General features: G+C 57.3%; 15 protein-coding genes. 4 read left to right on the forward strand and 11 right to left on the reverse strand.

All coding sequences use genetic code 11. The features are described 5' to 3' along the window. Nucleotides 1–8 precede the first annotated feature (8 nt). Nucleotides 9–767, reverse strand: a complete 759-nt coding sequence (locus GXP72_RS21585; RefSeq protein WP_061716335.1) for an SDR family oxidoreductase — start codon at nucleotides 765–767, stop codon at nucleotides 9–11. A 119-nt stretch (nucleotides 768–886) separates the two neighbouring features. Here GXP72_RS21585 and GXP72_RS21590 point away from each other — a divergent pair, with 119 nt between their 5' ends. The 3 genes from GXP72_RS21590 to GXP72_RS21600 all read left to right on the forward strand — a co-directional run bounded on the left by GXP72_RS21590 (nucleotide 887) and on the right by GXP72_RS21600 (nucleotide 4,445). Next, a complete protein-coding gene (locus GXP72_RS21590) occupies nucleotides 887–1,786 on the forward strand; it encodes a LysR family transcriptional regulator (RefSeq protein ID WP_048991720.1) in 900 nt (299 codons plus the stop codon). A 50-nt stretch (nucleotides 1,787–1,836) separates the two neighbouring features. Then, nucleotides 1,837–2,862, forward strand: a complete 1,026-nt coding sequence (gene yhjD, locus GXP72_RS21595) for an inner membrane protein YhjD (protein WP_032648228.1) — start codon at nucleotides 1,837–1,839, stop codon at nucleotides 2,860–2,862. Between the two features lie 260 nt (nucleotides 2,863–3,122). Next, nucleotides 3,123–4,445 carry an MFS transporter gene (locus tag GXP72_RS21600; RefSeq protein ID WP_024908835.1) on the forward strand — a complete coding sequence of 441 codons (1,323 nt, stop codon included), beginning with the start codon at nucleotides 3,123–3,125 and terminating at the stop codon, nucleotides 4,443–4,445. Nucleotides 4,446–4,508: 63 nt separating this feature from the next. Here GXP72_RS21600 and GXP72_RS21605 read toward each other — a convergent pair whose 3' ends face one another. Together GXP72_RS21605 and pdeH are read right to left on the reverse strand one after the other, a co-directional pair. Beyond that, a complete protein-coding gene (locus GXP72_RS21605) occupies nucleotides 4,509–6,551 on the reverse strand; it encodes an AsmA family protein (RefSeq protein ID WP_208763330.1) in 2,043 nt (680 codons plus the stop codon). A gap of 65 nt (nucleotides 6,552–6,616) precedes the next feature. Next, complete coding sequence (gene pdeH / locus GXP72_RS21610) at nucleotides 6,617–7,390, reverse strand: cyclic-guanylate-specific phosphodiesterase (protein WP_024908833.1); 774 nt, start codon at nucleotides 7,388–7,390, stop codon at nucleotides 6,617–6,619. Nucleotides 7,391–7,619: 229 nt separating this feature from the next. Between pdeH and GXP72_RS21615 the strand changes: the two genes are divergently transcribed. Then, nucleotides 7,620–8,549 (forward strand): sugar kinase, encoded by a 930-nt coding sequence (locus GXP72_RS21615; RefSeq protein ID WP_148769156.1) that lies wholly within the window; start codon nucleotides 7,620–7,622, stop codon nucleotides 8,547–8,549. 99 nt (nucleotides 8,550–8,648) lie between these two features. Here GXP72_RS21615 and GXP72_RS21620 read toward each other — a convergent pair whose 3' ends face one another. The 8 genes from GXP72_RS21620 to bcsQ form a co-directional block, all read right to left on the reverse strand. Beyond that, nucleotides 8,649–10,142 (reverse strand): pitrilysin family protein, encoded by a 1,494-nt coding sequence (locus GXP72_RS21620; protein ID WP_024908831.1) that lies wholly within the window; start codon nucleotides 10,140–10,142, stop codon nucleotides 8,649–8,651. A gap of 227 nt (nucleotides 10,143–10,369) precedes the next feature. After that, nucleotides 10,370–11,656, reverse strand: coding sequence for a dicarboxylate/amino acid:cation symporter (locus tag GXP72_RS21625; protein ID WP_023333768.1), 1,287 nt, complete (start codon nucleotides 11,654–11,656; stop codon nucleotides 10,370–10,372). 159 nt (nucleotides 11,657–11,815) lie between these two features. Continuing rightward, nucleotides 11,816–13,822, reverse strand: coding sequence for a biofilm formation regulator HmsP (hmsP, locus tag GXP72_RS21630; RefSeq protein WP_024908830.1), 2,007 nt, complete (start codon nucleotides 13,820–13,822; stop codon nucleotides 11,816–11,818). Nucleotides 13,823–13,941: 119 nt separating this feature from the next. Continuing rightward, nucleotides 13,942–17,424: a cellulose synthase complex outer membrane protein BcsC gene (bcsC, locus tag GXP72_RS21635; RefSeq protein ID WP_208763331.1), complete on the reverse strand. Its 3,483-nt coding sequence runs from the start codon at nucleotides 17,422–17,424 to the stop codon at nucleotides 13,942–13,944. Beyond that, the gene (bcsZ, locus tag GXP72_RS21640) at nucleotides 17,406–18,512 is read right to left on the reverse strand and encodes a cellulose synthase complex periplasmic endoglucanase BcsZ (protein WP_208763332.1); all 1,107 of its coding nucleotides are present in this window, start codon (nucleotides 18,510–18,512) and stop codon (nucleotides 17,406–17,408) included. The genes bcsC and bcsZ overlap by 19 nt, the downstream gene beginning before the upstream one ends. Before the next feature lie 6 nt (nucleotides 18,513–18,518). Next, a complete protein-coding gene (gene bcsB, locus GXP72_RS21645; RefSeq protein ID WP_024908827.1) occupies nucleotides 18,519–20,939 on the reverse strand; it encodes a cellulose biosynthesis cyclic di-GMP-binding regulatory protein BcsB in 2,421 nt (806 codons plus the stop codon). A 10-nt stretch (nucleotides 20,940–20,949) separates the two neighbouring features. Then, nucleotides 20,950–23,565, reverse strand: a complete 2,616-nt coding sequence (gene bcsA, locus GXP72_RS21650) for a UDP-forming cellulose synthase catalytic subunit (RefSeq protein WP_208763333.1) — start codon at nucleotides 23,563–23,565, stop codon at nucleotides 20,950–20,952. Next, on the reverse strand, nucleotides 23,562–24,314 hold the full coding sequence (gene bcsQ, locus GXP72_RS21655; RefSeq protein WP_024908825.1) for a cellulose biosynthesis protein BcsQ: 753 nt from the start codon (nucleotides 24,312–24,314) through the stop codon (nucleotides 23,562–23,564). The genes bcsA and bcsQ overlap by 4 nt, the downstream gene beginning before the upstream one ends. Between the last annotated feature and the right edge of the window lie 7 nt (nucleotides 24,315–24,321).

Genomic DNA, 24,321 nt, shown 5'->3' on the forward strand with positions numbered 1-24,321 from the left:
CGCGTACATCACAGGAACATGCCGCCTGAGACTTCAATACGTTGCGCATTCATCCAGCCCAGTTTGTCGCTGAGCAGTGCCGCAATGGCATCGCCAATATCGTCCGGCAGCCCCACCCGTCCCAGCGCCGTTTGCGAGGCCAGCAGCTGATTCAGCTCCGCGTTGTCGCGCACGCGTCCGCCGCCAAAGTCAGTTTCAATCGCGCCCGGCGCGATGATATTGACGGCGATCCCGCGCGCGCCCAGCTCTTTCGCCTGATAACGCGTCAGCACTTCCATCGCCCCCTTCATGGCCGCGTAGGTCCCTGAGCCCGGCTGGGTAAAGCGGGCCAGCCCGCTGGAGACGTTGAGGATCCGTCCCCCGTCGTTCAGCAACGGCAGCAGGCGCTGGGTCAGGAAGAAAGGTCCTTTGAAATGAACGTTCAGCGCCTCATCAAACTGGGCTTCCGTCGTGTCGGTATAGGGCGCATATAAACCCGTTCCGGCATTGTTCAATAAATAGTCAAAAGTTTCACGCTGCCAGACACGCCTAAGGGTTTCCTGAAGCTGCTGGGCAAAATGATCAAAACCCGTGATATCCCCGACGTTGAGCTGTAATGCCGCTGCGTTAACGCCTTTTTCCTGAATTTCATGCACAACATCCAGCGCTTCCTGCTGGCTACGGTTGTATGTCAGGACGATTCCCGTGCCGTCTGCCGCCAGCTTTAACGCAGCGTTTTTACCCAGACCACGGCTACCACCCGTCACTAATGCGATACGTTCACTCATCATAAACCTCGTTTTGGCTGTTAAGGAGATTGAGAAAGAGCTTATTAGGTGATAGAAAATCAATAAAGATGGGTTAAAACGCTTCACTGTTTCAGCTGTAACAACAATGAGCTTCCGCTATGGATAAAATTCACGCAATGCAGTTATTCGTCCGCGTCGCGGAACTGGAGAGTTTTTCCCGCGCAGCCGAAACATTAACCCTGCCGAAAGGCAGCGTTTCACGACAAATTCAGGCCCTGGAAAACCGGCTTGGCACCCAGCTATTGCACCGCACCACGCGCCGCGTCAGCCTGACGCAGGACGGCATGGTCTATTACGAGCGGGCAAAAGATCTGCTGGCAAACCTTGATGAACTCGACGGTATGTTTCAGCACGATCCCTCCAGCATCAGCGGACGGCTCCGCGTGGATATGCCCGTCGGCGTTGCTCGAAATTTAGTCATCCCCAAACTGCCTGCTTTCCTGCAGCACTATCCGGGCATTGAACTGGAACTCAGCAGCAGCGATCGTCTGGTGGATGTGATCCGTGAGGGGTTTGATTGCGTCGTCCGCGTCGGCACGCTGAAGGATTCAGGGCTGATTGCCCGTCCGCTGGGCAAGCTGTCGGTGATTAACTGCGCCAGTCCGGATTATCTGGCGCGTTTTGGCTACCCGGAAACGCTGGACGATTTAGGCTCACACGCCGTGATCCACTACGCCGCGATGCTGGGAACTCGCCCGCAGGGCTTTGAGTTTTATAACGGCAGTGCGACGCAGTGGGTAAAAACGGGCGGGGTGTTAACCGTCAACAGCACGGAAACTTACCAGGCTGCCTGCCTCGCCGGGCTGGGCATTATTCAGGTTCCGCGGGTTGGGGTGCGCGATTTACTCCGCGCGAAGAAACTGGTTGAGATCCTGCCGCAATACCGGGCCGAACCGATGCCTGTCTCCCTGATTTATCCCCACCGCCGCAACCTCTCCCGCCGGGTCCATCTGTTCATGGAGTGGCTAACCGAACTCACAAAAGCTTACGTGGACTAGTCGCAAGCTATAATTCAGTAACATCCAGCCAAACGAAAAGGAAAAGACGCGTGACGCCGGAAAACAACCCGCAACGACCCACCCAACATTTAGAGTATGAGCCCGTCAAAAAGATGGAAACCGGGCCTGAAGAGGCCAGGTCCCCTGGTACCGCCAGCAAAGCGCTGGGGACCGTCACCGGCATTGTCGCCAGAATTCAGCAGTTTCCCATGATTGCGCATCTGATACGCGCGACCGAACGCTTTAATGATCGCATGGGAAACCAGTTTGGTGCCGCCATCACCTATTTTTCCTTCCTGTCGATGATCCCGATCCTGATGGTGTCGTTTGCGGCGGCAGGTTTTGTGCTCGCGTCGCACCCGACGCTGCTGCAGGATATCTTCAATAAGATCCTGAATAACGTCAGCGACCCGACCCTTGCCAGCACGCTCAAAAGCACCATCAATACCGCCGTTCAGCAGCGTACTACCGTCGGTATCGTCGGTTTGCTGATTGCCCTTTACTCCGGCGTTAACTGGATGGGCAACCTGCGCGAGGCCATTCGCGCCCAGTCGCGCGATGTCTGGGAGCGTAAGCCGCAGGACCAGGAGAAAATTTGGGTTAAGTACCTCCGCGATTTTGTTTCGCTGATTGGCCTGCTTGTCGCGCTCATCGTAACGCTTTCTATTACCTCCGTGGCAGGCTCGGCGCAGCAGATGATCATCTCCGCGCTTTACCTTGATTACATCGAATGGCTGAAGCCCGCCTGGCGCAGCATTGGTCTGGCCATTTCCATCTTTGCCAATTACCTGCTGTTCTTCTGGATCTTCTGGCGTCTGCCCCGCCATCGTCCGCGCAAGAAGGCGCTGATCCGCGGCACGTTGATTGCGGCGATCGGCTTTGAAGCGATCAAAATCGTGATGACCTACACCTTACCGTCACTGGTTAAATCTCCTTCCGGCGCGGCGTTTGGCTCGGTGCTGGGGCTGATGGCGTTCTTCTACTTCTTCGCGCGTTTGACCCTGTTCTGCGCGGCGTGGATTGCCACTGCCGAGTACAAAGACGACCCGCGAATGCCGGGCAAAACGCACCGGTAACCCCACTCTCGGGCTGAAATTTCAGCCCGATTCATCATTTCAGCATATAAATCCAGCCTGTAACTTTTATTTAACCAAAAACCAGTTTTATTGACTGATATTTAAAATCTGTGAAGCATTTCATAGACGTGTTTTGGCTGGCCTGAAAATTATCCGCTTTTTGTTGCTTTTATCACCAGCACGCGGCTTTGTTACAGATTGAAATGTCGCTTTTGCTGTGCGTAATATGGCCTTTCGTTCGACAAAAATAAGAAAATATTATGCAAGCAACCGCCACCACACTCGACTCAGGAACGGAAAACGTTCCGGTAAACTCGCGCAATAAAGTTGTCGTCGCATCGCTGATTGGCACCGCCATTGAGTTCTTCGACTTTTATATTTATGCCACCGCCGCGGTCATCGTCTTCCCGCATATTTTCTTCCCGCAGGGCGATCCGACCGCGGCCACGCTGCAGTCTCTGGCGACCTTTGCTATCGCGTTTGTTGCGCGTCCGATTGGCTCTGCGCTGTTTGGACACTTTGGCGATCGCATTGGCCGCAAAGTCACCCTGGTGGCCTCGCTGCTGACGATGGGAATCTCCACCGTGGCCATCGGCCTGCTGCCGACCTATGAAACCATCGGCATTCTGGCGCCTGTCCTGCTGGCGCTGGCCCGTTTTGGTCAGGGTCTGGGCCTTGGCGGCGAATGGGGCGGCGCGGCGCTGCTGGCCACCGAGAACGCCCCTGCGCGCAAGCGCGCGCTGTATGGCTCATTCCCGCAGCTGGGCGCACCGATTGGCTTCTTCTTTGCCAACGGGACGTTCCTGCTGCTCTCCTGGCTGCTGACGGATGAACAGTTCATGAGCTGGGGCTGGCGTATTCCGTTTATCTTCTCAGCCGTGCTGGTGCTGATTGGCCTGTACGTGCGCGTTTCTCTGCATGAGACCCCAGTTTTCGCAAAAGTGGCCGCGGCGAACAAGCAGGTGAAAGTGCCGCTGGGTACACTGCTGACCAAACACGTCCGCGTGACCGTGCTGGGCACGTTCATCATGCTGGCAACCTATACGCTGTTCTACATCATGACCGTTTACTCCATGACCTTCAGTACCGCCGCCGCGCCGGTTGGGCTGGGTCTGCCGCGTAACGAAGTGCTGTGGATGCTGATGATGGCGGTGATCGGGTTTGGCGTGATGGTTCCGATTGCGGGCCTGCTGGCGGATAAGTTCGGTCGCCGCGCGAGCATGATTACCATCACCACGCTGATCATTCTGTTTGCCCTGTTTGTCTTCCCGCCGCTGCTGGGTTCAGGTAGCCCGGCGCTGGTGATGGCCTATCTGCTGATTGGCCTGAGCCTGATGGGGCTGACCTTCGGCCCGATGGGTGCGCTGTTGCCTGAGCTGTTCCCGACGGAAGTGCGCTATACCGGCGCGTCGTTCTCCTACAACGTCTCGTCTATTCTGGGCGCCTCCGTTGCGCCGTATATCGCCACCTGGCTGCAGGCAAACTATGGTCTGTTCTATGTGGGGGTTTATCTGGCGGCAATGGCGGGGCTGACGCTGATTGCGCTGCTGCTGACGCACGAGACGAAGCACCAGGCTCTGTAATTCACTGCGTGCGGCCTGATGCCCTCACCCCGGCCCTCTCCCACAGGGAGAGGGAGAAAAGCGTTACTTCTTCATCTGCGACAAAATGGTCCGACACTGATTCGCCTCGCCTTCTGACGGCGAAATCAAGGCCAGCAGCGCTGCGGCTGGAGTGACCAGCGTCGCAAGCGCCGCAGCCACTGCGCCACGCGCAATCAGAGGTCCGGGCTTCACGCCCGCCTGCGGATTTTTGAAGGTCCCGCGCACGTAAAGCGGCGAGCGCAGGGTGATGATACGAATCCCCTTACTTTCCGGGTCAATAGTCAGATCAAGCTGCTCCGAGGCCATGCTCGCGGTACCGGTCACGTTAATCACCGCGTTTTCCGTGTCAAAGGCAAAAATCTGCGGACGCGCCACGCCGTTAACCAGATCCAGATTGGCCGCCGCGCAGTTCACCCGCACCTCGTCATCACCAAAGATTTGCCCGATGACGTAGTTACCGACGTTCAGCCCCAGGATCTCCATCAGGTTGCGGCTCACCAGCCCGTCGTTCATCAGCAGCTTCAGGTTACCATTGCCGCTGCCCAGCAGCGCCGCCACCGAGTTCCCCACGCCGCGAATATCGGCATCACCGTTCATTTCACCGAGGGTTTTCTGCATCAACTCGACGTTCGGCATCAGCTCTTTCAGCTTCAATCGACGCGCCTGAATCTCCGCCCGTCCCTGCATCGGCTTCTTATCGCCTTCCAGGTGAATGTTCGAGGAAATCGTCCCGCCCGCCATGCCAAACTTCAGCGGCTGCAGACGCAGGTCGGCGCTTTTAAGGAGGATATGGGTCGTAAGATTGCTTATCGGCAGCGTACTGCCATGTTCAATTTTTCCGCCTTTGAAGCGCACATCCGCATCCATCACGTTCCATTTATCCGTCTCAAAACGTTCATAAGGCAGCACTTTGCCGGCAGGCTGAGGATCTTTCTTCACCTCTTTTGACTTCGTACCTTTACCGGAGTCGATACCTATCAACGGGCCTAAGTCGGCCAGACGCAGCTGGCTGGACTCAACATCCCCTTCCAGTTTCGGGCGCGGTTTTCCGGTGGTGTAGGTCAGCGTGCCGTGGATGTCGCTGTCGCCGATGCGGCCGTTAAAATCACGGTAGTCAAAAACGGACGCTTTTTCGGTATCAATTTTGGCGACCAGATGCCCGTCCGTTTCGAACGGTGGGGTATCCGGCAGCAGTACGCCGGTCAGTTCATACAGCTCGCCCAGCGAATCACCGGCAAATTTAAGCTGAAGATCAACGCCGCCCATGTTCATCGGGTCGTTGACCGTGCCCACGAACGCCACGCGGGTGTTACCGGAACGGAAGTCCGCCTGCACCGGGAACGGCGTGCCTTCGCTCCGTAGCGCCAGCATGCCGCCTATTTTCCCTTTACCGCTGAGCGGCTGGTCGTTATAGCGTCCTTTTGCCGTCAGGCCGAAGACATAGTCGCCCACGCTGGCCGTGTCACCTTTCACTTTCGTCCCCGTGACCTCGCTGAACGGCAGCGGCTTGCCCAGCGGATCGACCAGGATCTCCACATCCGCCTTGCTGACCTTATCGTCGATGGCGATCCGCCCGCGATCGAAGAGAATATTGTCGAGACGGAATGACCAGGAAGAAGGCTGGGCATTCGGATCTTTTTCGCTGCCGCTGGCCAGGCTAAACGTCCAGTTGTTGTTTTTTTCGGAGAGGCGGATCAGGCGCGCATCGGGCTGCTGAAGTTTGATCCACGGCAGATAGACCGTTTTGGTGAAGAGTGCCAGCGGAGCCAGCGTGGCTTCAACCCGCGGCAGGTGGATCATAGTGACGTCCGGGATATCCGGCGGGTTGCCGAGAATGATGTCGTCAGCATGGATATGTGGCCAGGGGATCCAGCTTCGCCAACCGGGCACCTCTTTCTGGCGTTCCCATACCACCCCTAAATCACCCCGTATGGCGAAGGGGCGGTTCAGCTCGGTTGAGACTTTCTGGTTGATGGTCGGCTTGAGACGGTTCCAGTCAAACGTCGCAATAATGATGGCGACAACCACGATCAACAACAAGAAAATCCCTGCTGTCCAGGAGATTACCCTGGTTGTTCTTGTCATTTTTATCCCCTTTCCTGATGACCTGTCCTGTAAAACTATAGTCCAGACAAAGGGAAGCGGGTTTTTCAGAGGGTCGTTATGACGTTATCGAGGCGATCCATGGGTACCGGGCGAGAGAGATAGTAGCCTTGCGCCGCCGCTGCGGGAGAGTTTTGCACATCGCGCCACTCTTCCAGCGTTTCCACACCTTCAACAATCACGCCCTGGCAATAGCGGTTCATCAGCTGTAATAACAGCGTAAACAGATTCCGCCCTTCCGGGGTCTGACGCAGCATAATGAACAGATCGCGGGCCACTTTAATGTAGTCGTAGCGCACTTCACTCAGGGCGGAGAAGTTCGCCATGCCGGTGCCAAAGTCATCCAGCCACAGCGGGCCGTATTCGCATATCGAAGCAAACGAGGAGTCCTGCGGCAAACGGACATGCTCCACCAGCTCAAAGCGCATCCACGGCAGGGTGGCGATCAGCTCCTGCAATTTCGCGTTCTGGCGCAGCGCCAGCAGGGTTGGGCCATCGACGTTCACCGAGGCGAGGATATCGTGCTGTTCGAAAAAGGCGTGCTTCGTTGCCAGCATGCGAAGCTGCTCTTCCAGCACGTCCAGACGCTGGCGAACGGCAACTTCGGCAAAATAGCGATCCGGCGCGATGCGCTGAGTAGGGTTTGAGGGGTGCGTAACGACGGTCAAAATTTCGATGGCCATCAGTCGACCATCTGTTCGGTAGATCGGCTGATAGGTGTACGCACGCTCACATTGCAGCCAGTAGCGATGCTCCTGCAAGTTCTCAATACTTGCCTCAGGCGTAGTGCTCAGCCGCTGGATAACCTGCTCTGACTTCATTTCAGATGTCCTGTTGTTGGGATAGCCTTTCTGGACTCGTCACAGGATTATCGGCGCGACAATTGAGAACTTTATGTTCAATTCACCCGGAAAATGAAATTAAGATGACAGAAATGCGCGGGAACACGCGCTGGCTCAAAAAAAATAATGGAACGTTGTTTTAATATAGTTGACCGGTTAATTCACTCAGCGCACACTGCTGATAATTCTTCTGTTCAGGTTCACGACTATGTCCAAAAAAATTGCCGTGATTGGCGAATGCATGATTGAGCTGTCACAAAAAGGCGCGGAAGTCAGCCGCGGATTTGGTGGCGATACGTTAAACACGTCCGTTTATATTGCCCGTCAGGTCGCGCCTGAGGCGCTCACCGTGAACTACGTTACCGCCCTGGGTACGGACAGCTTCAGCCAGCAAATGCTGGAGGCCTGGCAGAGTGAACATGTTGAAACGTCGCTGATTCAGCGTATGGAAAACCGCCTCCCGGGGCTTTATTACATCGAAACCGACAGTACAGGCGAACGCACGTTTTATTACTGGCGCAACGAAGCCGCAGCCAAATTCTGGCTGGAGAGCGACGCGGCCGCGGCCATCTGCGAAGAGCTGGCGACATTTGACTATCTCTATCTGAGCGGCATTAGCCTGGCGATTTTAAGCCCCGCCAGCCGAGACAAGCTGCTCTCGCTGCTGCGCGAATGTCGTGCCAACGGCGGTAAGGTTATTTTCGATAACAACTACCGCCCGCGCCTGTGGGCCAGCCGCGAAGAGACGCAGCAGGTCTATCAGCAGATGCTACAGTGCACCGACATCGCCTTCCTGACGCTCGACGATGAAGACGCCCTGTGGGGTGAAAAGCCGGTAGATGACGTAATTGCGCGCACGCAGGCGGCAGGCGTGAGCGAAGTGGTGATTAAGCGCGGTGCGGATTCGTGCCTGGTCGCGGTGGCGGGTGAAGCGCTGGTTGACGTTCCGGCAGTGAAGCTTGCCAAAGAGAAAGTGATTGATACCACGGCGGCGGGTGATTCATTCAGCGCGGGCTATCTGGCGGTACGCCTGACGGGTGGAACGCCGGAAGCGGCGGCACAGCGCGGGCACCTGACGGCCAGCACGGTGATTCAGTATCGCGGGGCGATTATTCCGCGCGAGGCGATGCCTGTTTAAGTAGGGTGCGGGCTGATGCCCTCACCCTAACCCTCTCCCACAGGGAGAGGGGACTATGAACACCCTCTCCCCTTTGGGGAGAGGGCCGGGGTGAGGGGATTACTGCCCTTGCGGAATATCCGTCGCGTCCGGATGTAAATCATCCGCCGTGGCGGCCTGCGCTGGCTGCGGCGCGGTAGCCATAATGGCATCCCAGGTCGTCTGAAGTTCCTTCATGTCATATTCCGGCTCGCCCTTCGGTTGCAGAAGGATCAACGCCATCTCCTGCGACAGCTGCTGACGGAGGTCCTGATTGAGCATATCGACGGTCAGACCGTTCAGGAAGTCCTGACGAAGCTTCTGATACTGTTCCGGCGCAATGTCCACCACCTGATTCTGCAGGGAACGAATACGCTGGCTGATCAGAATGTCGGTATCGGCACGAGCGTAGGTCGCAAACAGCTTCTGCAGCTCGAGTTTTTTCTGCGCCACGAGAGCGTTGAATTCCTCTTCGGAAAGCCCCTCTTTACGCACTTTTGCCAGCTCTTTCGCGACCACACCCAGATTGGCATTTAGCTTATCGCCCGGTGATTCAACGTTGATGGCACATTGCGCACGCTGGAACAGCACGCGGCAGTCAAAGCCAAGACCAATATTCTTCACGTTGTTCTTACTCAGCGTCTGCTGGACGTGCCAGAACAGCGCTTCACGTGCCAGATCGGCACGCCAGTAGCGTAACATCGCCGCAGATTCACGGATGGGCTGCCAGGCGTTATCCCACATGACGGAGAGGCGATCCTGACGCACGGTGTCCGTCATAATGCTGACAGGCTCTGCACGCAGCGGAGAGAGCGTCGGGACAGGGGCTGGCGTTTCACGCTTGCCTTTCAGATCGCCAAACGCTTTGTTGATCTGCTCCACCACCGCGCGGCTGTCCACGTTACCCACCACGATCAGCGTCATCGCGTCCGGGGTGTACCACTTCTGATAGAACGATTTCACCTGTTCGGCGTCCACCGGCTGTTTCAGCGGTTCGGCCGGATCATGTCCCAGTAACGTTGAGCCCTTCAGGCGGTAACGCCACCAGCCCTCTTTGGTATCCCCAGGCCAGGTTGCCACCATGTCGCTGTTACTCAACGCATAGTTGACGGTGTCCGGCGTAATCGCCAGATTGCCAGAGGCATCGGAGAGATACGTCAGCGCTTCTTTAAGCAGGTCGTTACGGTTGTTTGGCAGGCTCAGGTTAAACATGGTGTAGTCATACGAGACAACAGCCGGGGGGAGTGGGCGTTTCGGATCGATGGCCTGCTGCCAGAGTGAACGCACCTGAACCGCTTGCAGGCTGCCGCTCTGCGTGAGCGCCAGCCGGGGAATAAAGTGGCTGAAACCGGTTTGCTGAGTGCTTTCCGTGAGGGAGCCGGTATTTACGGACAGACGGATTTCAATACGATCGCTGGGACGTTGCGGCGTGGCTAAGACCTGCCATTGAAAACCGTTCGCTAATGTCCCTTGTTGCCAGGCCGGGTCTGGCTGGAGCGCATCTGCCTGCACATAACTGGCTGCTGCCATCATCAGCAAACCGCCGGTTAAGAGTCGAATTTTTGTGCCCTGCATGTGAACCCCTGATCAACATTCCTGGTTAAAAAAGAGTGCCTCGCGACGCGCTTCACTCTTAAAGATGACGATGAAAACACGTCGATTAGACCGCGCGTTCGGCAAAACGTCACGGTCCGAAGTGAAATATACCCAAAAAAAATCTTGTCGAATTATGACAGGTATGAACAGTTATTATGCGCAGGAGCCCGCATCCCCACAAGGGAATACGGGCATTTGTGACAAGTTTAAGAGGATAAGCCAGGATTTTTGCTGTCAGTTGAACGATTATTCAGAGTATCGTCGAGCTTTTTGTGATCCAGCTCTTTCACCCATTTCGCCACCACCACCGTTGCCACACCGTTACCCACCAGGTTGGTTAACGCACGCGCCTCAGACATGAAGCGGTCAATACCCAGAATCAACGCCAGACCCGCCACCGGCAGGTGACCCACAGCAGAAATGGTGGCTGCCAGCACGATAAAGCCGCTGCCCGTTACGCCTGCCGCACCTTTAGAGGAGAGCAGGAGCACCACCAGCAGGGTAATCTGATGGAAAATATCCATATGGCTGTTGGTCGCCTGAGCGATAAATACGGCCGCCATCGTCAGGTATATCGAGGTACCGTCCAGGTTGAAGGAGTAGCCCGTCGGGATCACCAGCCCGACCACCGATTTACGGCACCCGAGTTTCTCCATCTTGTCGAGCATACGCGGCAGCGCCGATTCTGAAGAGGAGGTCCCCAGAACAATCAGCAGTTCTTCACGGATGTAACGGATAAATTTGAAGATGTTGAAACCTGTCGCGCGGGCGATGGAGCCCAGCACCACCACCACGAAAAGGATACAGGTAATATAGAAGCAGATAATCAGCTGACCCAGCTGCACCAGCGTGCCGACGCCATATTTACCGATGGTGAAGGCCATCGCACCGAAGGCACCGATGGGCGCCAGGCGCATGATCATATTGATGATGCCGAAAATGACCTGTGAGAAGCTTTCGATCACATTAAAGATAAGCTGGCCCTTGCTGCCCAGACGGTGCAGGGCAAAGCCAAACAACACGGCGAACAGCAGAACCTGGAGGATGTTTCCGCTGGCGAACGCGCCAATGACGCTGCCAGGAATGACGTCCAGCAGGAAGGCGACCACGCCCTGATCTTTCGCCTGCTCGGCATACACCGCGACCGCTTTGGCATCCAGCGTTGAGGGGTCTACGTTCATCCCCGCGCCTGGCTGCACCACGTTGACGATGATCAGACCGATAATCAGCGCAAGGGTACTGACCACTTCGAAATAAAGAAGCGCCACTGCACCGGTACGACCGACCGCCTTCATGCTTTCCATGCCAGCGATGCCCGTGACTACCGTACAGAAGATCACCGGCGCGATGACCATTTTGATGAGCTTAACGAACGCGTCGCCAAGCGGTTTCATTTGCGCGCCCAGTTCAGGGTAATAGTGACCCAGCAGAATACCGATGGCGATGGCTGTCAGGACCTGGAAATAAAGACTTTTGAAGAGTGAGGTTTTCATAAGGTGTCCTTGGGAAGAAAAACCACAGGCTTTGTAAGGTTATGGTTAACCTGCGGCTTTAAAATAACACCCACATAACAGGACAGAAATAAACTCAGTTCAAATTTGAAACACAAATGTTAAGAACTTTGAGCTGGCTCGCACAAGCCAGCAACAAAGTTACACTTTTGCGGGGTCGTCAGCACCAGAAAGGTATCGTTGTTCAAAGACATCCGAAGGAACAGCGGGGGCAAAAAGGAAGCCTTGCCCGCTCTCCACACCCGCCTCTGCCAGCCAGGCGCGTTGCGCGTCGGTTTCAATCCCCTCGGCAATAAGGTGCAGGTTGAGACTGCGCGCCATCTGGATAATCGCCTGCACCATGCTGCTGTCGTCCGGCAGACCGTCGACAAACGCTTTGTCAATTTTGAGCACATCTACCGGAAGGGTTTTCATGTGCTGAAGCTGGCGCAGCCCGGCGTACCCCATGCCAAAATCGTCCAGCGCAATGCGAATACCGGCATTACGCAGCGGCTTCAGGATCGCGACCGCCTCATTGGGGTCGTCAATACGTCTGCTCTCCGTCACTTCCAGGGTTAACGTATCTGGCTTGATGCGGTAACGATGGATCAGCTCCAGCATCTCTGAAACCATGGTCGGGTGCATAAGCTGCAGGGCAGACAGGTTAACCGACAGCGGCAGCGTCACGCCGCGCTCCTGCCAGGCCGCAAGCTGACGGCAGGACTCCTCCAGCACCCAGTAGCCGACGGTAACCATCAGGCCGCAGGACTCAATGCGCTCAATCAGCCCTTCCGGCAGCTCCCATGAACCATCCGGCTGCTGCAGACGCAGCAGAGCCTCGGCGCTTTTCACCTCTCCCGTCAGCAAATTCACCTGCGGCTGTAGCCAGAGGGCAAACTGGCGGTTATCCAGCGCGGTCAGGATGTCGCTCTCTTCCGTCAGGCGCTGCTGCGCCTTTTCCATCTGCTCCGGGTCGAAGAACTGGATCTGATTTTTCCCTTTGCGCCGGGCGGTAAACGCCGCCGAGAAGGCGCGACGATAAAGCTGCTCCGCCGTTAAATCACCGTAGTACATGGCGATACCGATGCTGGCGCTCGGGCGAAGCTGGATACCCTGAATGGGCAACCGCTCATTAATGACAGTGAGTACTTGCTGACCTAATGTGATCGCATGCCAGGGCTCTTTTACGCCATTGGCAATCACCACCAGGTCGTAACCGCTGACCTGAGTCAGCACCATGCGCGGGGCAAGGACAGATTTGATCTTTTCCACCAGGGTAAGCAGCAGCATTTCGCGCTGGCTCTCCTTGAGCACGCCAGCCGTGTCCTGCAGCGTTTCACAGGCGATAACCATCAGCGCCGTGGTTTGCTGGCGCTCAACGGTTTGCTCCAGCATTGCCATCAGGAAGGCTTTATTGGGAAGCTCCGACACCGGGAAGCGCGTGGCGCTGCTGTTTAACTCATCCTGCTGACGCTGGATGCGCTGCTGGTTGAGGTTGTAGCTGCGCACCAGCATGCCTATCTCATCGTCATGATGCAGACGCGGTAGCTCAAGCTGATGTCCCATCTGATCCTGCGGCGCAAGCGTATTCAGCTCGCGGGCGATGCGGCGCAGCGGATGAACAATCAGCCGGTTAATGCACCAGGTGAGCGCCACGCTGAGAATAAGCGTCATAAGTAAGCAAGTGGTCACTAACGTAACCACCCAGCTCATGACGAATTTATACATGCGGTAGGAGTCCGCCTGTAATACCAGGTAGGCCAGCGGCTGCGGATTGGCAGGGCGTTCGAGTGAATAAACGGGCAGCGAAATTTGCACCGGCAGTTCAAACAGGCGCATCACCATCATCGGGACGGGACGCTCCGGGATAAAGCTCATCCGCAGCGCCTGAAACTGGTTAGGCAAGACGACGTCGGCGCGGCTAACGACGCCGGCAGGCTGAATGCGTTTTAAAATGGTTTCCGCTTCGGGAATATCCCCTTTCAGAATCGAGGCGGAGAGCGGGCCGCGCACCGAGCGGGCAATACTTTCTAACTGCGAAGCCGTGTTATAGCGATTCTGCTGTACGGAATGAAACAGCAGAATTACGCAGAAAAGCAGGACAAACAGCATGGTGACGGCAGAAACCATCGCCATCTGTTTGATTGTTAAGGAACGGCTGACACGCAAAATGACTCTCCACAAAACTCGAAGCGCAGGGCGCGCCAGGGTGTAAACCTGGCGCGCCTGAGTATACCCGATTGCCGCGCTATTAAGAGAGACTTACAAATGGATTAAGGAAAATCCGATTACCAGTCCGCGTACGGGATAAGCGGCTGCGGCGGTAAGTCCATATCGCCCTGCCAGCCTGCAGCAGAGTAGCGCACATAGATCAGCGCGTGGCTTGGGGTATAGTCTTTCGCTTCCTGAATATCCACGCCCATGCCCACAAACCAGTTGGACGTTACGCGGCGTTCGATAATGGCCCGTGCGGTATAACCCGTACCGGAAGAACTGCTGCCGGTTTCCATCGCGCCCCGGTCGGTATAGCGGTCTGGCTCATCGGTCGGGATCAGATTCTGAATCGGGTAGCGCAGCTCGTCTTTGGTTTTGGAGTGGGACCAGGACACCGAGCCACCCAGCTCCCAGGACCAGTTTTCCGTGCGCTTACGCCATGTCACCGGCAAGGCGAAGGAGACATACTCCTGCGGGCTGTAATAGCCGCCCTGGCCCAGGGTATAACCGCTCAGGTCTTTGTCGTAGTGCCAGAGCATATTGGAGACGCCGACCGTCAGGCGCTCATTGTTTTTATTAATGAGCTTGTAGTAGTAACCCGTCATCCAGCGGACGCGCCAGTTATCCTCCACATTTTTACCCGTCAGCGTTTCCGCGTTCAGGCTTGACCAGACGCCGTTCGCTTCCCCTTTGTCATAGCTCATACTTACGCCGCCACCGGTGGCGCGTACGCCGCCCCAGGTGGTGCCGGTATTGGTATCTTTTTGCCCGCCGAAGGCCAGCAGAGAGCTGGAGATTGGGCGGCGATGGGCGTTAACGGTATAGCCGATGGGCCCCAGATCGCTGCTGTAGCTGATGCCGCCCACCACGTCGACGACGTCAAAGCCCATTGGTGTGGTGCCAATATCCATCGCCCAGGTCTTATTCTGCCAGCCGACGGCGACGCTCGCGCCATTGTCGGACTGATGGGTGTTGCCGCTACACGGCGTTTCGTAGCAGGTTCCCCATTTAGGGTCGTAAGTCCCGTTCTTGCTATCAAATGAACCGGCGTCCATGTTGACCAGATCGCTTCTGAAGAACATGCGCCCATCTGAGAGCGGGGCATCCACCTGTAGCATAGTGGTATGCGCTTTCAGGTCGGAATAACCGCCCGTGCCGCTGGAGCCCCAGTAGTCGTGCTGCAGCGTGACGTTAACATCCTGCTGACGGTACAGGTCACCGGCATCGCTGCGCACGCCGCGCTTCAGCCAGTCGTCTTTTTCATCGTTACGCGTCAGACGGGTGAAACTGTCGTTGTCAGCCGGACGCGTCGTGGTGATACCTGTCGATACCATCGCATCTTTATAGGTTTCCAGCGCCTGCTGAGGCTGGCCGTTCTGCGCCTGGAAACGTGCGGCATCACGCAGCACCAGCGCGTTTTCCATGGAGCCGGGCTGCGATTTAGCCTGCGGAATGATTTTGTTGAAGGTCTGTTCTGCGGCAGCGGAATCGCCCAGGCCCGCCTGCGCCATCGCGATGCGGCGCTGCATGTTGAGCGACAGCGGCTGACCGTTTTGCGCGGCGGGCAGTTTCGCCAGCTCTGCGCGCGCGGCATCTTTGTTACCCTGCGCGCTGTAAATCTCGGTCAGGCCGAGGATTGCGTCTTCGTTCTGCGGTTCACGCTGCAGGACGGCGTTGTACGTCGTTTTCGCCGAGTCCAGATCGCCACGCTGCTGTGCCCAGTCCGCCAGCGTGAGGTCGATACGGGTGGAGGTCGGCTGCTGGCGAAGGAGATTCTCTGCGTCCTGCTCTTTGCCGCTGTCGCGCAGACGGTTGGCGGTTTCCAGCACCTGGTTGCTTTGCAGGCGGTCGGCAAGTTCCTGAATATTGCCGTTCCACTGGCTGCGCGGCAGCGTGTCCAGATGCGCCAGCGCGGCGCGGTCCTGATCGTTTCCGGAAAGATAGAGCCCGTTGGCGTACACCTGATCCGGATCGGACGGTTTCTGGCTGGCAAGCTGACGCATCAGGGTATCCGCCTGGCTGCGCTGACCCGCGCTGTAGAGATCGCGCGAGAGACGGTAGGTTATCCACACGTCGCCGGGAGAGAGCGCCAGACGACGACGCTGAATGTCTGCCGCCTGAGCGTATTTCCCCTGATTTTCCAGCTGTTCGGCCTGAGTGGAGAGCTGCTCGTTGGTCAGGCTACGTTCAATATCGTCTATGCTCCGGCGCTGGCTGGCGGAGAGAGACTGGATAAACTGCGAAGCCTTCTCCGGCGACTGCGCGCGGTAAATATTGGCCAGCCCGCGAACCGCATTGCTGTTGCCGCTGTCCATACGCAGCGCCTGGCGATAATAACGTTCCGCCGCGTCGTTATCTTTACGCGCCGCGGCGGCGTCGCCCAGCCCCAGCACGGCATAGCTGTCGGCATTGTCGATACCGCGTGCCTGCTGATAGTAACGCTCCGCCTGCGCCGGGTTATTCGCCTTCAGCGCCGCGTCACCCTGCTGAATCAGCAGCCAGTAGCGGTTAACCTTCAGAAGACTGTCCCATTTACCCCGGTTATCGCTCTGGGGATCGAGGGCAATCGCCTTTTCAAACTGTGCCACCGCGCGGGCGCGGTCGCCCTTCTGAGAATACGCCTGTCCAAGGGCCCCCACAGCCTCACTGTCGGCATGGTTGGCGCTGACGGCTTTTTGCAGCTCCGCCACCGCCTTACTCCCCTGCCCGGCATCCACCGCCGCCAGCCCTTCCGCTTTCGCGCGGAACGCCGGATCGGCGAGCTGTTTTTGCTGCGCTTCAAGCTGGGCACGCGCCGCCGCGACGCTATCACCGTCGCTGAATACGCTCAGGTATTTTTGCAGCGCGCTGACGCTGGCACTGCTGGCAGGCTGACCTTTGATTTGGTCATACCACATATCAGACGCCTGGTTACGGCCATTGGTGGATTTGGCCATCTCCTGCAATACCGCAAAGCCTTCATCACGGCGTCCGCTCTGGAACAAAAGCTGGGACAGCGTTGCCTGAAGCTGCGTATTTCCGGGGCTGCTGCTGTTTATTTTCTTGAGCTGGTTAATGGCTGCATTTCGGCGAGCAGGGTCTTTCGCCACAACGTTCCAGTATTCCGTGGCCACGTCGCCGCCCGGCGGGTTGCCGTCAAACAGCTTGTCATAGGCGGCAATCGCCTCCTGCGTGTGTCCCGTGGTGGCGAGCAGTCGCGCCTGCTGGAGCTGCTGCCGGCCATCCGGGGTAGAAAGCAGCATCGTGTTGCGTGATGACTGGTACGCACTCGAGCCCGGCGCGATCCCTTTCAGACGATCCAGCTCTTTTTGCGCACCGGCGTTATCGCCCTGGCGCAGCAGGTAGCGAAAGCGTGCGGCAATGACGTCAGGGTTGTTCGGGTCAATCAGCTCTAGACGATAAAGCGACTGACGAACCAAATCCTCACGCTGTGTCGATTCGCCCAGCCGAACCTGTTCCAGCAGCTGTTTCTGCTGCGGAGAGTTGGCGGCTTCAGCCAGCGGCATCAGTGCCAGGCCAAGCGATAAAGTGAGTAGATTTACTGTGAACTTGCGCATTCCTGGCCCCAATCCGGTATTAATTCACCTTTTGCGGTGAAGCGAAAACGATGCTGATCCCATCCTTGCCCAAAGAGAGTCAGCACGTAGCTGTAATAGGCATTGTTATCGGGAAAATGGTCCGCAACGCGCTGGCGCTGAACCGCCTGGGCATCACGCTGTTGTAAAAACGGCAGCATGGCGGCAGAGAACCCGACCGGACCATTCCCGGTGCGTTTCCCCGTCGCCACATCCACTTTCTCCGGCGGCACACCCCGTTTCATGGTCTTTGCCGCCATCGGCTGGAAGCGCGTCAGCAGCCGGGCTTTCTGAGGATCGTTGTCACTCATCATGCCCACCCAGAGATACACGCGGATGGCGTCGTAGCCGCCCACCAGCGCCTTATCCTGCTGTAACCACCAGCCTTTGTTTTTCTGATACTGCACCCAGTCCGGCGAAAAACCTTTCGGCGCACTCTCCTGCAGCAGACGCAGATTGGTTTCACGAAGCTGGGTCAACGGGGAACCAAAGCGCGTGAAATAACTCGCTAACTGCGGAGGAAGATAGCTGGGGTTAAAGCGCCAGACCTGTTCATCGGCAAAACCGACTTTACCGGGAAGCAGCATTGCGCCGAGCCCCGGCACTTTCACCACTTCCTCGCTGACAATGCGTTTCAGCAACGCTTTACCCGTGCGGGTATAGTCCGGATGTTTCCACAGCCGACCCGCTTCGAGCAGTGCCCAGGCGATCCAGACATCGGCGTCTGAGGCGGAGTTGGTATCAATCACCGCCCACGTTTCTTTATCCTTCTGACCCCATAGCCAGGCAGGCAGATGGTCGTTGAGATCGCCGCTGGCAAGATTATCGCGCGTCCACGTCAGCAGCTGGTCAAACGCGTTGCGATCGTTCGCCGCCAGGGCAAAGAACAGGGCGTAGCTTTGCCCTTCCGAGGTCGTAATTTTGCGCGTGTCACTGGGATCAATGACACGCCCGCCCTCACTGATGTAGTCCTTTTTAAACTGCTCCCAGGCAGGCCAGGTACAGGCGGCGCGAAGAGGAAGCGCCGCCAGCATCACCGCTGCTAATGCACACCAGCGAAAGGCTTTCATTACATCTTACTCATCCGGGTTCAGACGGCGACGGCTGATGATACGCAGCAGACGCCACAGCACCCATGCCAGCAAGACCACGCTGACCGCAGCCAGGATGGCGAGCAGCACCGGATGGTTGGCCAGCGCATACCACAGGCGTTCAAACCACGGCAGATGGCCCACGTAGTACACATCGCCCACGCGCAGGCTATTGACGCCGGACTCACGGATCACCGACACGGAACCAAACATCGCGGCACGTTTACCGCTGTCGTTCATGGCCGTATTGAGGAGCTCATACCCGCGCGGGCTGTCCGCAAGGAGAGCCACCACACTGCGCTGTTCGTTGTATGGGGACTGGAAGCCCACCACTGCGGCCATCGCCCCCTGAGACGTTACCGTCGTCTGCGCGCTGGCCTGACGGTCGTTCACATCCGGCATAATGCTCGGGAACTCGGTCTGGCGCAGCGGCGTGTTAACCCAGGACTGGGCCGCTTTCACCAGCAGATCGATACGTTTGTCATCCTTTAGCTTATCCGGAATGGTACCGATCACCATGATGTCAGCGTCTTTGTTCTGAATCTGGCTGCCATCGTCCGTCAACGTGACGTTAATCGCCGGTAATCCTGTTTGTCCCCCAACGGTCGCCATGGTGTCCAGCAGGGTCGTGACCTGCCCTTCGTTTGGCGCTTTTGGCATCACCACAATGGACTCAGAGAGATCGGCCATGCGGCTGAACGGGAAGCCCGCGTTAGCAAACGCGCGCAGGTCCGGCATCGCCAGGAAGTGATAGTACTTCGAGAAGTCGATGGTCGACTCATCGCCAATCACCACGTGGTTCTGAACCGGCTGGAAGGTGATGCAGTTTTCCGCCGAGCCGCCAGGCATCGGGTTCATGTACTGGAAGTCAAAGCGCAGCTGGTTTATCGCACCCAGCTTCAGTGCCGGAATGGAAACATCCGTTTTACCGTCCAGCAGCCCCTGCAGCACCGGCAGGCGAAGCATCAGGCGGTTCGTATCCTGCGTGCTTTGCAGGCTGAAGGATTGCAGGAACTGGTTGTTCAGGCTGATATCCATGCGCGAGCTGTCTTTGGTGGCTGGCGCGGTATACCGGTAGTTCAGATTGATATCAATGCCGTTGGTGCGCAGCAGGTACAGATCCGGCGGCAGATTCAGCGACAGGCTAATCGGCGCTGGCTCAAGCCCCGTCGCCTGCAGCTGTTCTTCATAGGTTTTCAGCTCGCCAAAGGTTACCGCACGGTCGGTACGCACCCAGTTTGGCGCATCATACGGTTTACGCGCCAGCAGCGGCTTGACCTCATCTATCACCACGCTGTTGCCGCGGAACAGGACGTTGCCCTGGGCAATGGCTTTTGCTGCCTGCACCAGATCTTTATCATCACGACCAAAGACCACCAGCAGCTTCACGTACGGGTTTTCCGGATGGCTTATCATCTCAACGGTCGGCGCTTTGACGTCCGGATGATCGCGCAGGAAGGCCGGGCGTTTAGCGTTGGTCGCAAACACAATGGCATTTCTGTCCGGCAGCTTGTCATACATCGCCGGGAAGCTCTGGCCGCGCCAGCCCGCGCGTGAACCAAACCAGGACGCCACGATGGTGGCCGCCAGCTGCTCGGTCACGTCCGGGGAAGAGGCAAACACCATCGGCAACGTGAGCGGACGGTTATCACGCGGATCGAAGAACGGAACCGGGAAGGCTGAGAGATCGTTTTTCAACGCCAGCGACTGGTAGGTCAGCTGCAGCGAGGAGTTACGCCCGACGTCCATCCACAGCGTGTTGCTGGCCGGGTTTTCGCAGACATCGCGGTAGTGACCGACAAATTCCAGGCGGATACGGTTAAAGTCGGTGATGAACAGCGGGTTGATCGGCACCTGAGCCTGGGTTTTCTTGCCCAGCTGCTCTTTCGTGACCGGCAGGACGTCCATCAGCTCATCATTCAGATAGACCTTCAGCTGAGACTGGGTCGGCAGCAGCGACGGTGACGGGGTGTACTCAAGGTTCAGCACCGCATTAGAGACGACCTCATCGCTGCGCATGCCAAATTCAATGCCGCCGTTAGGGTTGATACCGCGCAGCACCATGCTGCCCGGAGGCGGCGCAATTTGCGCGAAGGTCAGCTTCACGTCCCGTGACGGCGCATTGTCCGCGACGACGGGCGCATTCGCCCCCCGGACGCCCGGCATCACCTGTCCGATGACCTGACCGTCTGCCGGCAGGGTGTTCCCCTCCGTTGGCTGGTTCGGCATGATGTTTTCCGTTTGACCGGGTGCCGCGGTGACAACCGGATCGGTTGCTTGCGCGACGACAGGTACCGTTGGCGCAGGCGTTGCCGCTGCATTACCAGGAGCGGCGTTAGCCATTGTTGCGGGGAGGACATTCATCCCCATTGCCACTGCACATAACCAGGAAAGTTTTGTTTTCATCGCGTTATCATCATTGTTGAGCCATAACCGGGTCCGCCTGCTTCGCCTCATCCCGCTCAGGACGACGAGGAATGAACGACACGACCCAGGAAACCAGCGAAGTAAGTGACCGGAAAATTAATTTCACCGACGACGGGGCAAATTCTGCAAGGTGACGATAGCCACGGAACCCCAGCTTCAGAATATCCAGCAGGCTTTCCAGAGGTTTATCTTCCGGGAAGCTGTCCTGCCAGAGAGCCCACGTATCCGCGCGGGCAAACGTACACTGCACAAAATCGATATGCTGCTTTTTGGTCAACGGCATCAGCTGCAGACCGACTTCATTGCCCGCCACGCGAACAACCTGCGTCGGGAAGACATACTCCTGCTGACCGCGCTTAAGCAGCAGGTTAACTTTCTGCCCTTCCAGCACCTTCGCCTGGCCGTTGATTTTGATCCCCAGACCGCCGTCAGAGAAGTCGTGCACGGTACAGGAGAAGAGATGGCCATCTTCACGGGCGATCGCCGCAGGCATGCAGATTTCAACGCGATGCGCACGACGAACCTGTTTGCTTTCCACCGACACCGCCACCGCGCCGCCGAGGATAATCAGGTTGTAGAAGACCCAGGCCATACTCACGAAGACGGTCAGGATTTCGTTTTCCGGGCCGTAGAAATAACGCCAGATACCGGCGATGACGCCAACGATATTCAGCAGTACCAGGAAGATATACGGACGGGAGATCACCCAGTCGACGTACTCTTCTTCCACCAGGCCGCCCTTCGCGGTGACGTTGAATTTCCCTTTATGCGGGTTAATCAGCGCCACCATCGTCGGCGGTGCGATGTACCAGGCCAGCACCGTTTCGTAGATTTCACTCCAGAAGGAGTGGCGGTATTTACCCTGTATCTTCGAGTTCGTCAGGCTCGCGTGGATCATGTGCGGCAGAACAAACAGCGCAATCATCAGCGCCGGGGCGTAGATGATATAAGCGTGAAGGAGCAGGAACGCCAGCGGCGCGGTCAGGAAGATCAGCCGCGGGATACCCGATAAGAAGTGGAACATGGCGTTGACGTAGCAGAGACGCTGCGCCAGCTTGAGCCCTTTCCCGATCAGGGGGTTATCGAGACGGAAAATCTGCACCATCCCGCGCGCCCAGCGAATACGCTGACCAATGTGCGCCGACAGTGACTCCGTTGCCAGACCGGCAGCCTGCGGAATGCGCATATAGGCTGAGGTATAGCCACGACGGTGCAGGCGCAGCGAGGTATGCGCATCTTCGGTGACCGTTTCGACGGCGATACCACCAATTTCATCCAGCGGTTTACGGCGGATAACCGCACAGGAGCCGCAGAAGAAGGTGGCATCCCACATGTCGTTTCCGTCCTGCACCAGGCCATAGAACAGCGTGCCTTCGTTCGGGGTTTTACGGAAACGGCCAAGGTTACGTTCAAACGGGTCCGGCGAGAAGAAGTGGTGCGGCGTCTGCATCATCGCCAGCTCTTTCTCCTTCAGGAACCAGCCCATGGTCATCTGCAGGAACGAGCGCGTCGGCACGTGGTCGCAGTCAAAGATCGAGACAAACTCCCCGGTGGCATACTTCAACGCGTTGTTGATGTTCCCGGCTTTAGCATGTTCGTGCGTCGGACGGGCGATGTACTCGACGCCGACCTCCTCTGCGAACTGGCGGAACGCCGGACGGTTGCCGTCATCCAGGATCCAGACCTTGAGCTTATCTTTCGGCCAGTCGATGCCCAGCGCGGCATAGATGGTGTTCTTCACCACGCTCAGGTCTTCGTTGTAGGTCGGCACGAAGAGATCGACGGTTGGCCACTGGGTGGTGTCCTTTGGCAGCGGAACCGGCTGGCGGTTGAGCGGCCAAATCACCTGGAAATAGCCCAGCACCAGCACAATCCAGGCGTAGGTTTCAGCAAACAGCAGCACCAGGCCGCACACCAGACTCACCGGGTCGTCCCAGTTCAGCGTCGAGGTATAACGCCACCAGATGTAGCGACAGGAGACGGTCAACGACAACACAATCAGCATCAGCGCCGAGAAACGGCCCGGAATACGGCGGACCAACAGCGCCACGCCCCACAGCAGGATCAGGAAGGTGAACTGCGCCAGAGGGTTGAAAGGCTGCGTAATACAGACCAGCGCCAGAATGAGCGAGAACACGACGATCACGCCGAGGATAAAACGCCGCAAGCCCGGGTGGAGATGCCCGAGCTCTTTATGGTTATCCAGATGGCTGGTCTTATCGCTGACGCTGTTGGGCAGTTTATCCAGCCACTGGTGGTAGCGTTCACGTAGCTGCTGCACGCGGGAGAAACTGCGCCAGTGCGGCGTTTTTGTCTCCGCGCGGGATGAGGTCGCCACCAGCCAGATGGCCTGAATGAGATAACGCGCCGGATCCAAAGGACGTGGTCGGTCGGGATTAATGTGCGGATAAAGCTCACTGTGCCGGGCACGTATGCGCTGCCAGCGCGGGTGTTCGAGTGGAATAAATATCCAGGCCAGAATCATCCAGAAACAGCCGAGCGCGGCGCTGAATGCCGACGCGCCGTGACGGCGAAAATGCCGGTAATGTTCGCTCAAACGCGAACTGACCGGTGGGATGAGTAACCAGCTGGCGAGACGACTCATACATCACTCCCTGCATGCTCCGCCCTGTTGGCGAAGTTCAGCAGACACCAGTTAGCCAGCGTCAGGATCTCTTCTGCCGCCAGTGAATCGCTACGGTATTCGCCGAGCGGTTGCTTCGACGCAAGGCATTCCGCCATGCCCTCATCACGATGGATGACAATGGGAAGCAGGCGGCGCTGGCTCTGCAGCCAGACCTGATACAGATCGTCCTGGATCTGGCTGCCAATGCGCAAATCGTTAATCAGGATATGGCCATTTTGAGGTAGCCCCTGCTGATGCAGGCGGATATGGCAGTTCGCATCGACGTTGACGATCGAGAGCACATGATCGCACTGGGCAATAAGCTGTCTGGTCAGCGTGCCGGCGCCGTGCGGCAGATCCAGCAGGATCCACTTGTAGTGCCCCTTTTCTTTCAGGGTCTGCAGCGCCAGCGTGAACTGCGAAAACAGACGCTGATACGCGGCTTCATTCTCGCGCTCCGTGGTGGTCAGTTGACCAAACGGCAGCAGATCGAGCTGGGAGGTATAGCGCATCCCTGCATCCTGCCAGTCTTTATCGTCGAGCAGCGCCCGGGCCCAGCCCTCTTCGCGAGTAAAGTCGACGTTAAACGACATACGCAGCAAATTATCGGCGCAGGCGTCAATAACCAGCACCGATTCACCTAAAAGCTGTAATGACCACGCCAGCGCCGCGGTAACAGATGTGGTACCCACACCGCCACGGACACCCTGTAATCCGAGTATGGCCATCAATGGC

The sequence above is a fragment of the Enterobacter sp. SES19 genome (genome assembly GCF_011765665.1).
Taxonomy (GTDB): domain Bacteria; phylum Pseudomonadota; class Gammaproteobacteria; order Enterobacterales; family Enterobacteriaceae; genus Enterobacter; species Enterobacter pseudoroggenkampii.